The 11,539-nt window shown below is 72.2% G+C and carries 13 protein-coding genes and 1 pseudogene; 8 read left to right on the top strand and 6 right to left on the bottom strand.

Annotation, left to right across the window (positions count from 1 at the left end; genetic code table 11):
- Nucleotides 1-85 precede the first annotated feature (85 nt).
- Nucleotides 86-301 (top strand): annotated as a pseudogene (locus tag JKJ07_RS52170) (isochorismatase family protein); the annotation flags it as partial.
- 267 nt (nt 302-568) lie between these two features.
- On the opposite strand, the gene JKJ07_RS01375 reads toward JKJ07_RS52170, so the two are convergent.
- The 4 genes from JKJ07_RS01375 to JKJ07_RS50935 all read right to left on the bottom strand — a co-directional run bounded on the left by JKJ07_RS01375 (nt 569) and on the right by JKJ07_RS50935 (nt 3,985).
- Nucleotides 569-1,171 (bottom strand): YdeI/OmpD-associated family protein, encoded by a 603-nt coding sequence (locus JKJ07_RS01375; RefSeq protein ID WP_202989298.1) that lies wholly within the window; start codon nt 1,169-1,171, stop codon nt 569-571.
- A 205-nt stretch (nt 1,172-1,376) separates the two neighbouring features.
- A complete protein-coding gene (locus JKJ07_RS01370) occupies nt 1,377-2,048 on the bottom strand; it encodes a potassium channel family protein (protein ID WP_236028159.1) in 672 nt (223 codons plus the stop codon).
- The gene (locus tag JKJ07_RS01365) at nt 2,041-3,378 is read right to left on the bottom strand and encodes a TrkH family potassium uptake protein (RefSeq protein ID WP_202989297.1); all 1,338 of its coding nucleotides are present in this window, start codon (nt 3,376-3,378) and stop codon (nt 2,041-2,043) included. The genes JKJ07_RS01370 and JKJ07_RS01365 overlap by 8 nt, the downstream gene beginning before the upstream one ends.
- A gap of 7 nt (nt 3,379-3,385) precedes the next feature.
- On the bottom strand, nt 3,386-3,985 hold the full coding sequence (locus JKJ07_RS50935; protein ID WP_307834084.1) for a LysR family transcriptional regulator: 600 nt from the start codon (nt 3,983-3,985) through the stop codon (nt 3,386-3,388).
- Nucleotides 3,986-4,122: 137 nt separating this feature from the next.
- Between JKJ07_RS50935 and JKJ07_RS01355 the strand changes: the two genes are divergently transcribed.
- Nucleotides 4,123-4,941: an LLM class flavin-dependent oxidoreductase gene (locus tag JKJ07_RS01355; RefSeq protein WP_236028158.1), complete on the top strand. Its 819-nt coding sequence runs from the start codon at nt 4,123-4,125 to the stop codon at nt 4,939-4,941.
- 41 nt (nt 4,942-4,982) lie between these two features.
- Nucleotides 4,983-6,038 (top strand): magnesium and cobalt transport protein CorA, encoded by a 1,056-nt coding sequence (locus JKJ07_RS01350; protein ID WP_202989294.1) that lies wholly within the window; start codon nt 4,983-4,985, stop codon nt 6,036-6,038.
- Here JKJ07_RS01350 and JKJ07_RS01345 read toward each other — a convergent pair.
- Nucleotides 6,035-6,673, bottom strand: a complete 639-nt coding sequence (locus JKJ07_RS01345) for a hypothetical protein (RefSeq protein WP_202989293.1) — start codon at nt 6,671-6,673, stop codon at nt 6,035-6,037. The genes JKJ07_RS01350 and JKJ07_RS01345 overlap by 4 nt on opposite strands.
- Before the next feature lie 77 nt (nt 6,674-6,750).
- Between JKJ07_RS01345 and JKJ07_RS01340 the strand changes: the two genes are divergently transcribed.
- Complete coding sequence (locus JKJ07_RS01340; protein WP_202989292.1) at nt 6,751-7,332, top strand: TetR/AcrR family transcriptional regulator; 582 nt, start codon at nt 6,751-6,753, stop codon at nt 7,330-7,332.
- A gap of 9 nt (nt 7,333-7,341) precedes the next feature.
- Here JKJ07_RS01340 and JKJ07_RS51530 read toward each other — a convergent pair whose 3' ends face one another.
- Nucleotides 7,342-8,517, bottom strand: a complete 1,176-nt coding sequence (locus tag JKJ07_RS51530) for a sensor histidine kinase (protein ID WP_202989291.1) — start codon at nt 8,515-8,517, stop codon at nt 7,342-7,344.
- 114 nt (nt 8,518-8,631) lie between these two features.
- On the opposite strand from JKJ07_RS51530, the gene JKJ07_RS01330 reads away from it, so the two are divergent.
- The 4 genes from JKJ07_RS01330 to JKJ07_RS01315 are packed head-to-tail and all read left to right on the top strand — an operon-like array spanning nt 8,632 to nt 11,517.
- The gene (locus JKJ07_RS01330) at nt 8,632-9,210 is read left to right on the top strand and encodes a DedA family protein (protein WP_202989290.1); all 579 of its coding nucleotides are present in this window, start codon (nt 8,632-8,634) and stop codon (nt 9,208-9,210) included.
- The gene (locus JKJ07_RS01325) at nt 9,207-9,854 is read left to right on the top strand and encodes a DUF998 domain-containing protein (RefSeq protein ID WP_202989289.1); all 648 of its coding nucleotides are present in this window, start codon (nt 9,207-9,209) and stop codon (nt 9,852-9,854) included. The genes JKJ07_RS01330 and JKJ07_RS01325 overlap by 4 nt, the downstream gene beginning before the upstream one ends.
- Nucleotides 9,845-10,483 carry a DedA family protein gene (locus tag JKJ07_RS01320; protein ID WP_202989288.1) on the top strand — a complete coding sequence of 213 codons (639 nt, stop codon included), beginning with the start codon at nt 9,845-9,847 and terminating at the stop codon, nt 10,481-10,483. The genes JKJ07_RS01325 and JKJ07_RS01320 overlap by 10 nt, the downstream gene beginning before the upstream one ends.
- Entirely contained in the window at nt 10,483-11,517 is a 1,035-nt protein-coding gene (locus JKJ07_RS01315) for a sensor histidine kinase (protein ID WP_202989287.1), read from the top strand. Before JKJ07_RS01320 ends, JKJ07_RS01315 begins: the two co-directional genes overlap by 1 nt.
- Nucleotides 11,518-11,539 lie beyond the last annotated feature (22 nt).

The raw sequence follows: 11,539 nt of genomic DNA, 5'->3' as shown, positions 1-11,539 counted from the left end.
CGGATCCTGTTGCCCGAAGGGGCTGGGACGTCATCGTCGACGAACTGAACGACCACCCCGACGACACAAGGAACACCAAACGAACGTGGGGTGCCTTCCACGACACCGACCTCGACCGGCTGGCCGGCCTCACCAAGAGCACCGGCTGGTCGGCCTCACCAAGAGCGTCGGCATGGAGTTGACGGCCCGGGCCGCGCACGACCACGGCTACCACGTCACGCTCGCCGTCGACGCCATGCCCGACCGCGACCCGGAAGCCCACCGCGCCAGCACCGAAAGCACCTTCCCGCCACTCGGCCGAATCGCCATCACCACAGCGATCCTGCGAACGCTGACAGCGGGGATGGCGGCGGCGTGGAGGGGTGGCGGCGTGGGGGTGACGGTGTGGAGGTGGAGGTGGAGGCGGCGGCGTGGGAGTGGCGGCGCGGCGGCGGCGTGGGAGTGGCGGCGCGGAGGTGGCGGCGCGGGAGTGGCGGCGTGGAGGGTGGCGGCACGGAGGCGGCGGCGCGGGAGTGGCGGCGTGGGATGGCGGCGCGGAGGTGGCGGCGACCGGCCCGGCCCAAGGGCGTCAGCTGGGTTCGGGCTTGGCCTTCTGCGGATGTATCGTCTCGTGGCGGGCCAGCATCGCGACGAACTCGCGGATCTTGCGTTCGCGGGTTTCGGCTCGTTTGACGGCGTGGACGCGGTAGATCATCGCGAAGCGGTTGGTCTTGGTGAGGACGTCGAACATGGCCTGTGCGGCCGGCTCGGCGGCGATCGCGGCCAGCAGGTCGGCGGGTGCCTCGGCCTCCGACGGCGGGGCGTAGGCCGCCGCCCATCGCCCGTCCGCCTTGGCCGCCTCCACCGCGGCCCGGCCCGCGGGCAGCATGCGGCCCTGTTCCTCCAACCGCCCGATGTGGGACACGTTGCGTTGCGACCATGCGCCCCGGGCCCGGCGTGGCGTCAGGCGGATCCACGAGATCGACTCGTCGCCCTTGCGCGCCTGACCGTCGATCCAACCCACGCACAGCGCCTCGTCAACCGCCTGCTGCCAGGTCAGCGTGGTGACCGTCCCGCCTTTGCGGCCCAGGGCGAGCCACACCCCGGCCGAGCTGCCGTGGTTTTCCAGCAGCCACACCCGCAGCCCCTCGGCGTCGGCCACCACCAGCTCGTCCAACTCGCGTTCCGCCATGACCGGCAGGCTAGCGCCTGTTTCGTAGCTGGGGTGGCAGCGAGGCCGGGTCCAGATTTCGTCTGGTGGTGGCCCGCGGAAGCCTGGCTCCCGGTGTTGGAACCTGGCTTTCGCGGGACGCCGCCAGGCGGGATCTGGGCCCTGCCGCAGCCCCGCCCCAGCTACGAAACAGGCGCTAGTGCCACCCCCCGACAAAAGTGGCCCGTCAGGTGGTGGCGGCGAACTTCTGGACGAGCTCGGTGCTGCCCGCCACCACCAGCTCGGCGTGGTCGGGCACGACGGTCTCGGGTGCGGCGTACAGGAAGTCTGTGCCGTGGGTTTTGATGCCGACGACCGTGATGCCGTAGTGGGTGCGCAGCGCGAGGTCGGCCAGGGTGCGGCCGGCCGAGTTGCGCGGCGCGCGGGTCTTGGCGATCGCGAACCCGTCGTCGAACTCGATGAAGTCGAGCATCCGGCTGGCGATCAGGTGGGCCACCCGCTCGCCCATCGTGGCCTCGGGGTAGATGACGTGGTGGGCGCCGACCGAGCGCAGGATGCGGCCGTGTTTGGCCGAGACGGCCTTGGCCCAGATGTCGCGGATGCCGAGCTCGCTCAGCGTCAGCACGGTCAGCACGCTGGCCTCGATGTCGCTGCCGATGCCGACCACGGCCCGCGGGAACTCTTTGATGCCGACCTGCAGCAGCGCGTCCTCGTCGGTCGAGTCGGCCTGCACGACGTGGGTCAGCTTGTCCGACCACTGCTGCACCAGCTGGTCGTTCTCGTCGATGCCGAGCACCTCGTGACCCAGCTGCAGCAGCGAGCCGGCCACCTGCCCGCCGAACCGGCCCAGGCCGATGACGACGACGTTCTCGTCCCGCGCGATGTCTTTCTCAGCCAACGATCGGACGCTCCTCCGGATAGCGGTACAGCCGGTGCCGGGTGTTGAGCGCCAGCGCGGAGGCGACGGCGACCGTGCCGACCCGGCCGATGAACATCATCGCACTGAGCACCAGCTGACCTGCCGTGGTCAGCTCGGCGGTGAGCCCGGTGGTCAGGCCCGACGTGCTGAAGGCCGACATGATCTCGAACAGGGCCCGGTCGAACGGCACCCCGTCGGTCATCGCGAGCAGCACCAGCGTGCCGGTGGCGACCGTGGCCACGCCGAGCAGGGCGACCGTGGTGGCCTGGCGCTGGGTGGCCTCGGCGATCCGGCGGCGCCCGATCACGACGTCGCGCTCGCCGCGCACCTCGGTCCAGATCACGTACGCGAGCAGGAAGAACGTCGTCACCTTGATGCCCCCGGCGGTGCTCGCGCTGCCCCCGCCGATGAACATGAGCCCGACGATGATGGCCGAGGTGTCCTCGTTCATCGCGCCGAAGTCGACCGTGTTGAAGCCGCCCGAGCGGGGGATCGTGCCCTGCACGAAGGCGGCCAGGATCTTTCCCGGTACGCCGAGCGGCCCCAGCGTCTCGTCGTTGCCCCACTCGAAGGCCAGCACCGCCGCGAACCCCACGACGAGCAGCACCAGCGTGCCGCCCACGGTGAGCCACGTATGGGTCGACCAGGCGGCCGGGCGGCGCGACTGGCGGCCGATCTCGTAGAGCACGGGCACGCCGATGCCGCCGACGATGACGCCCAGGGTCAGCGGGACGCAGATCCACCAGTCGCTGACGAAACTGGTCAGGCCGTCGCCGCGCAGCGAGAACCCGCAGTTGTTGAACGCCTGGATCGCGTTGAACACGCCTTCCCAGATCGCCTGACCCAGCGGTACGTCGTAAGTGAGGTGAAGCCGGGTGGCGAAGATGGTCGCGATCACGGCCTCACCGGCGAACATGACGATCGCGGCCAGCACGAGCACCTGCCGTACGTCGCCGTGGGCCAGCCCGGTGTTGGTCTCGACCCCGGTCATCATCCGGCCCCGCAGCCCCAGCCGCTGCGACACGAGCAGGCCGGCCAGCGTCGCGATAGTGGTGATCCCGAAGCCGCCGGCCTGGGTCAGCACGGCCAGCAGCACATGCCCGAAATCGGACCAGTATGTGGCGGTGTCGACGACCGTCATGCCGGACGTGGTGATGGCCGAGGTGGCGGTGAAGAACGCGGTCAGCAGGGACGGCGACTCGGGCCCGGCCCGGGACACCGGCAGCAGCAGGATCGCCGTGCCGACCATGACCGCGCCCAGGAACGCCACCGTCACGGTCCGCGCCGGGTGCGGACGGGCGGAGCGCATCAGGCAGTTATACCGCACCCCCGATCTTGGGCGGCGCTCCGCAGTAGTCGCCGATCGCGTGGGCGTTGCGAACGAGTTCGCGCAGCACGGGGGAGTCGCGGCCGGCCTCGACGACGAGGCACATGTGATCCGTCAGCTCGACCACGGTCAGGCCCTGCTCGTTGAACGGCCGCAGCGCGAGGCTGGCGTCGAGGCGGCCGTCGCGCAGCCCGGCGATCTGATCGGCCTCCGACGTGGGCACGGTGGTGACCGCGAGGCCGGGGAACCGCTGCTCGAGGTGCCGCACCATCGCCGTCACGACGGAACCGGGCCGGAAGCCGATCGTCACGCCGCGCCCCTCGCGGGCGGCCACGACCAGGCGCCGCTGCAGAGCGTCGGTGCTGCGGAGCAGTACGCGCGCCTCGTCGTGCAGCAGCTTCCCGGCCGGGGTGAGGCTCGTGCCGGCTCGGGACCGGTCGAACAGCTTGACCCCGAGTTCGCGTTCGAGGGCGGCGACGGATCGGGACAGGGCCGGCTGCGCCAGGTGCAGAGTCTCGGCGGCCCGGCCGAAGTTCAGCGTGTCGGCCACGGCCAGGAAATGGCGCAGGCGGCGCAGGTCCAGATCCACGCCGCAAGTATGCGTCGCCGCGGGCTCATGCCGATGCGGCATCAGGGCGACCGGAATCGGTCTTGGACGCCCGTGGAGAACGCGGAAACCATTGCCGCGTGAGAATTGGTATCGGGCTTCCGAATCAGGTGCGGGACATGGATCCGGCTGTCGTTCCGGGCTGGGCCCGGCGGGCCGAGGCGGCCGGCTTCAGCTCGGTCGCGACGTCGGGCCGGGTGTCGTACCCGGGCCTGATGGACACCGTGGCGCTGGCCGCCGCGGCCGGGGCGACCAGCCGGGTCGGGCTGGTCAGCACCGTGCTGGTCGCGCCGGTCTGGCCGCCGGTGCTGCTGGCCAAGGAGCTGGCCGGCATCGACGCGGTCTCGGGCGGGCGGCTCACCGTCGGCGTCGGCCTCGGCGGGCGGGCCGACGACTACGTGGCCGAGGCCCATCCGGCCCGCGGCCGGGGCCGGCGACTCGATGCCGACCTCGAGGTCTATCACCGCGTCTGGGCCGGCGAGCCGGTCGGCGGGGGCAACCCGGCCGTGCCCGCCGGCACCCGCCCGGTCCCGCTGATCTTCGGCGGCACTGTCCCGGCCTCGTTCGCCCGCATGGCCCGGTGGGGCGCCGGCTACACCACCGGGGGAGTGCCGGTGCCGATGGTGGCCGGCGCCTTCGACGCGGCGCGCGCGGCCTGGCAGGCGGCCGGTCGCGAGGGCCGGCCGCGACTGGTCGCCATGGCCTACTTCGCGCTGGGCAACCCGGCCGCGGGGATCAAGAACGTCAGCGACTATTTCGGCCACGGCGGCGACGACTTCGTGAATTTGGTGGTCGGCAGCCTGGCGCAGACCGCCGACCAGGTGCGGGAGGCGGTGCGGGGTCATGCCGAGATCGGCGCCGACGAGCTGATCCTGCACCCCACCACCGACGACCCGGACGAGATCGAGCGCCTGGCCGAACTGGTTCTGCCCTCCTGAGGCGGGGGCGAAGTAGGCTGCCGGGCGGGGGTGAAGGAATCTTGGATGCCCGGCGCGTCTGGCAGCCGCCCCGGCCGGTGGGCCGCGGACGAGCCGACCACACGGCGATCGTGGGCTGCGGCCTGTTCGTCGACGGGGTGGCCGTCGACGACCCGGGGCCGGCGGCCGACCTGGCCGGGCTCTACGCACGAGCCCGGGAGCAGGAGGGCGCCTTCGTCTGGCTCGGGCTGCACGAGCCCACCGAGGCCGCCCTGAGCCGGGTGGCCGAGGTGTTCGGGCTGCACCCGCTGGCCGTCGAGGACATCCTGCACCGCGAGCAGCGGGTCAAGATCGAGCGGTACGAGGACGTGGTGTTCTTCGTCGTCCGGGCCGCGCAATACGTCGAGCACGAGCGGCTCACCGCGACCAGCGAGATCGTCAGCACCGGCTTCGTCCGGCTGTTCGTCGGCCCGCACTTCGTGATCACCGTACGGCAGGGCACCGTGATGGAGCTCAGCTCGCTGCGCGCCGACCTCAGTGCTGACCCGCGCGCGCTGGCTCAGGGGCCGTGGGCCGTGGTGCACGCCATCCTCGACCGGCTCGTCGACGCGTACGTGGACATCGCGGGCGCCATGCAGACCGACATCGAGCTGACCGAGGCCGAGGTGTTCGCCCCCGGCACCCCGGTCACGGTCGAGCAGATCTACCAGCTCAAACGGCAGCTGATGAAGTTCAAGGCGGCGGTGCTGCCCCTGCAGCGCCCGCTGGCCGTGCTGGCCGGCAAGGAGCTGCCCAAGGAGATCCGCCGCTACTTCAGCGACGTCGCCGACCACCACACCGCCGCCGTCGAGCAGGTCGTCGCGTTCGACGACGTGCTCAACGCCCTGCTTCAGGCCCGCCTGGCCCAGCTGACCGTGGAGCAGAACAACGACATGCGCAAGATCGCCTCGTGGGCCGCGATCGCCGCGCTGCCGACCGCGATCGCCGGCATCTACGGCATGAACTTCACGAACATGCCCGAGCTGAACTCGCACTACGGCTACCCGATCGTGATGGCGCTGCTCTTCGTCAGCGCCTTCGTCCTGCACCGGTTGTTGAGACGCGCGGGCTGGCTTTAGCTTCCGTCCAGGATCCGGCTGTAACGCAGCCGCAAAGCCCGCTCGGTGCTGGCGACCGCGGCCGCCACGCCGAGCGCGAAGTTGGCCCAGCCGGTCAGGGTGACGAACGAGGTGAAGGTGCCGACCTGCTCGGCCACGGGCGGGATCTGGCTGAGCTTCTCGGCCAGCTGCATCAGGAGCAGGGCGAGCGAGACGACGAGCACGAGCAGCGAGAGCCCGCCGATGGCCCCGCTGAGCACGGGATGCTCGGCCGCGAGCCGGGCCCGGCGGCCCTCGGCCGAGGCGGGGTCGGGGGTGAGCTGCCGCTCGGCGCCGTCGCCGGTGACGTAGTGGCTGCGCTTGAGCCCGAACGACGAGGGCTTGACCTCGATCGTGCCGCCCGGCACCTCGAACAGCGCCGGGAGCTTCGACTCGGCGTAGTGCCGGCCATTGACGTACAGGTGGGCACTGGCCTTGCCGTCCTCGGTCGTGAGCCGGCGCCAGAGCGGGACGTCGACCGTGTAGAGATCGCCGTCCAGCCGGATCGAGTAGAGCGCCCGCGACAGGTGCTGCCACCAGCGGAAACGCTTCAAGGGCCGGCCGTTGCCGGGCTTCACCCGCTCCAGGGCCCTGCGTCGCCTCAGCTCGGTGAACATGGTCGTCGCCTCCTCGGCGGTCGATGTCTATCACGCTGTACTAGAACCGACGTTATCACAGTGTGCTAGAAAGGGGCATGGGCAGCAGCACGCGCGACAAGATCCTGATTGCGGCGGCCGAGATGCTCGGCGAGGACGCCGGCTCGACGCTGAGCGTCCGCGCGGTGGCGGCGCGGGCCGGGGTCAGCACCGGCTCGCTGCGCCACTTCTTCCCGACCCAGCGCGCCCTGCGCGACGCGGTGCTGGCCGGCATCTACGACTACATCGCGTCGGGCGACGAGATCCACGACCGGTCGATCCCGGCCCGCGACCGGCTGGCCGGCTGCCTGCGGCAGGTGCTGACGCCCGGCGGCGAGCTGCGGGCGGCCTGGGTCAAGGTCTTCGAGGCGTTCCTCGTCCCCGAGCCGACCGGCGAGACCGACGCGGCCTATCTGGCCATGGAACGCGAGGGCCTGCGCCGCGTCGAGTCGTGGCTGGCCGTCCTCGTGCGCGAGGGCGCGCTGCCCGAGGGCGACAACACGCGCCGGGCGCGCTTCCTCAACACGGTCCTCAACGGACTGTCGATCGAGCGCGCCCTGCCCCACGACGATGCGCTTCTCACGTCCGAGACCGAGACCCTGTACGGGGCGGTCGACGCGGTGCTCGAGGGTCTCCTGTAAGACCCCGGATCAGGCCTCGCCCAGGGAAAACCGGGCTGTGACCCGATAGCCGCCGTCGGGTCGCGGCCCGGTCTGCACGGAACCGCCGGCCAGCCGGGCCCGTTCGCGCATGCCGACCAGCCCGTGGCTAACCCGCGCGCCCACCTCGATCGGCCGGGGCGTCTGGGCCGGCAGCTCGTTGACGACCTCGACGAGCAGCTCGTCGGTGGTGAGCGTGACGGTCACCCGGGTCGCCGCGCCCGGGGCGTGCCGGATGACGTTGCTCAGCGATTCCTGCACGATCCGGTACGCGGCCAGCCCCACCGTGTCGGGCAGGTCCGCGCCCGCCAGGTCGCCGGTGACGGTCAGCTCGACCGGGATGCCGCCGCGCCGGGCCGAGTCGGTCAGCTCGTCCAGGTGCTCGAGGTCGGGCACGGGCGCCAGCTCGCGGTCGGCCTCCTCGTCACGCAGCAGGGCCAGCAGCTGCCGCATCTCGTGCAGGGCCGTGCGGGTGCCCGCGGCGATCCGCCCGAACTCCTCCTTCGACTCGGGGTCCAGGTTCTTGATCCGGTACGCCGCCGAGGTGGCCTGCATGTGGATGACCGACATGCTGTGGGCCACCACGTCGTGCAGCTCGCGGGCGATCCGGTTGCGCTCCTCGACCAGGGCCCGCTGCGCCTGTTCGAGCTCGACGTCGCGCCGCACCTCGGCCAGCTGGCGGCGGGCCGCCCCGCGCTGGTTCCAGGCGATCGCGCCGAACACGGCCAGCAGCGAAGTCATCGAATAGAGCACCAGCGGGAAGTCGGCCTCGTCGAGCGGGCGGTGCTGCGGGTCGGTCAGCACCAGCACGATGCCGGTCAGCGCGCTGGCCCACCAGGTGATCACGGCGTCGCGCCAGGGCCGGGTCGCCCCGATCAGCCCCACGTGCGCGATCAGCAGCACCATCACCGGCAACGGGAACGGCCACAGCCCCTCGTCGCCCGGCTTGCCCAGGCTGAACACGGCCACCCCGGCCAGCTGGAGCACCAGCGCGGGCCACGGCCGGCGCAGGGCCAGGGGCAGGGCCGCGCACTGGGCGGTAGCGGCGGCGTACGAGATCAGCAGCGGCACGTCGTAGACCGAGGCCATCAGCAGCGACGTCACGACCAGCAGGAACCCCGCGACCGCCCCGACGATCAGCAGCCGGGTGCGCGATGCCGTTGTCACCTCCGCGACGGTACGCGTCGTACTCCCGAACCAGCGGACCCCCTACGACGGAGCTACGGCGAACGGCCCCGCGGAGGGACGCCCGGGTCGTGACCCTGCCCCGACTCTTTTGGCATGGATCTGACGCAGGCCGTGCTCGAGCACCCGTATCTGGTGCTCGGTCCCCTCGTGCTGCTGGAGGGGCCGGCCGCCACGATCACCGCGGGCACGCTCGTGGCGGCCGGCGCGGCCAAGTTCTGGCCCATCTGGCTGATCGTCGTGCTGGCCGAGGTCTTCGGCGACACGCTGCTCTACCTGATCGGCCGGGCCGCGCGCCGGCCCTGGGTGGCCGCGCGGCTGCGCAAGCTCAAGCTGGCCCGGCTGGCCGAGGTCCCGCTGCCCCGGCTGGTCATCACGGCCAAGATCGTCGATGTGCTGGCGCTGCCCGCGTTCGTGTGGGCCGGGCTGCAACGGATCTCCTACCGCCGGTTCGCCGCCTGGGTGGGGGCCACTGCCGCCGTACGGGGGCTGCTCTTGATCGGTCTCGGCGCGCTCCTCGGCACCCAGCTCTCCGGCCTGCTCGCGCTGCCCGGCGGGATCTTCCTGCTGACCGGGGCCGTCGCCGTGCCGGTCTTCGCCTTCCACCTGGCCATGAAGCGCTATCACCAGCGAAAGGGCACTTCTCTGATGCGCATCCCCGACGAGGCCCCGTGACCACCGCGACCGTTCAAGCCCGCACCAGCCGCTGGTATCGCCACACCCAGCTGAGTTTGGCCCTGGCTACCGTGGCCGGGGCGGGGCTGCTTGTGGTGGGTCACGTCGACCCGATGAACCAGATGCTCAGCGACTCGATCTCGACCGTGCCCGGCGCCGTGCTGCTCGCCCTGGCCGCGTGCGGGCTGGCCGCGGCGGGGGCCTGGCTGCTGGCCGGCGCCCGGCGCGCGCTGCCCCGCTCCGGCCTGCTCACCGTGCTGCTGGGGGCGTGGTCGGTGTCGCTGCTCGCGCTGGCCGTCTTCCCCACCAACCTGCCCGGCACCGAGGCCGGGCCGGCCGCGGTCATCCACCGGGTCGGTGCGGGTGCGATGGCCGCCCTGCCGCCGTTGATCGCCCTGCTGGTGGCCCATCTGGCCGGGCGTCGTGAGGTGACCGGCCGGGTCCGGGCGCTGTGGGCGGCGGGCTGGTCGGCCGTGACCGCGTGCCTGGCGTTCGCCGTCGTCAACGGGCCCGCCGTCCTGCTCGATCAAAGCCTTCCCCCGTACGCGGGTCTTGCCGAACGCATCCTGCTCGCGCTCGTGCTCGTGGTCGTCGGGCTGTGCGCGTGGGTGCTCGAAGGAGAGGAGAGGTCGCGATGGACCTGATGAGCTGGCTCGAGAGCGTGATGACCTCCCCGGTCATCTATCTGGCCATCCTCGTGCTGGCCCTGCTCGACGCGTTCCTGCCGATCGTCCCGTCGGAGACCGTCGTCATCGCGGCCGCGGTCTTCGCCGTGTCCGGCATTCCGTCGCTCCCGCTGATCATCGTGCTGGCCGCCGTAGGCGCCTTCATCGGCGATCACGTCGGGTACGGGCTCGGCCATCTCGTACGCAAACGGGGCCGGGACGGCAGGCTGGCCCGGCTCGCCGACAAGTTCGCCCCGCACCTGCACCGCCGCGGGGGAGCGCTGATCATCGCGGCCCGGTTCATCCCGGGCGGCCGCACCGCGGTCGTCACCACCAGCGGCGCGACCGGCTACCCGCTGGCCAAGTTCTCGCTGTTCACCGCGATCGCGGCTGCCTTGTGGGCCACGTATTCCGGGCTCATCGGCTATCTCGGCGGCGCCGCCTTCGAGTCCAACCCGGCGCTGGGGCTGGCGATGGGAATCGGCCTGGCGCTCTCGATCACCGGGCTGGGCGAGCTGGCCCGCTGGTGGTGGGGCCGCCGCCGCTCCCGTCGGATGCCCGAACCCGAGGCCCCGGCCCTGGTCGGCGCGGGCAGCCGGAGTGAATGATGCTGGTCGCGATCGTGGCCGCGACCGTCCAGTGCGCCGCGTTCCCGCTGGCCGTCCGGCGGCCCTGGCTCGCCACCCTGCTGCAGTTCGCCGGGGTCGCCCTGGCCGCCTGGGCCCGCCCCTTGCCCGAGGCGGCCCTGGTGGTGCTGGCCGCGCACGTCGGCTGGATCGGGCTGCGGCACACCTGGCGTACGGCCGTGGTGGTCTGGTGGTCGAGCGTGCTGCTGACCCTGATCTTGGCCCTGCTCGGCCCCGCCACCGTGTTCACCGACGACGAGGCCACGCTGATCCTCTTCCCGCTGAACGCGATGCTGGTGCTGTTCGCCGCGATGGCCTGGCGGCAGCGCGGCGCCGTGCACCGGCAGCTGGCCGCGGCCCGCCGCGACGTCGAGGTCGAGCAGGCGCAGCGGGCGCTCGTCGAGGAGCGCAACCGGATCGCCCGCGAGCTGCACGACATCGTCGCCCACAGCATGGCCGTCATCCACATGCAGGCGACCTCGGCGTCGTACCGGCTCCGCGACCTCGACGCCCCGGCCCGGGCCGAGTTCGGGCGGATCGCGGCCGGCACCCGGTCGGCCATGCACGAGATGCGCGGGCTGCTGGCCCTGTTGCGCGACGAGGCGGACGACGCCACCCTGCGCCCGGCGCCCGACCTGCGCCACCTGGCCGAGCTGGCCGAGTCGGCCCGCCTCGGCGGCGTCCCGGTGACGCTCGACGTGCCCGCCGGCCTCACGGCCGTGCCCGGCCCGCTGGGCCTGACCGCGTACCGGATCGTGCAGGAGTCGCTGAGCAACGTCATCCGGCACGCCCCGGGCGCGGCGACCCGGGTGACCGTCACGCTCACCGCCGACGAGCTGCTCGTCGAGGTCGTCAACGAGCTGCCGGCCCAGACGCCCCGGCCGATCGAGGTGGGTGCGCGGGCCAGTCACGGGCTGGTCGGCATGCGCGAGCGGGCTCGGCTGGCCGGCGGCACCCTCGAAACCGGCCCCCGCCCCGACGGCGGGTACCGCGTCGCCTTCTCGGTGCCGGTCTGAGCGAGTTTGCACCCGGCTCGCA

The sequence above is a fragment of the Paractinoplanes lichenicola genome, from assembly GCF_016785085.1.
In the GTDB taxonomy this organism is placed as follows: Bacteria; Actinomycetota; Actinomycetes; order Mycobacteriales; family Micromonosporaceae; genus Actinoplanes; species Actinoplanes lichenicola.
The sequence above is the reverse complement of the archived record's forward strand: the minus strand, read 5'-3'. Positions and strand labels throughout refer to the sequence as shown.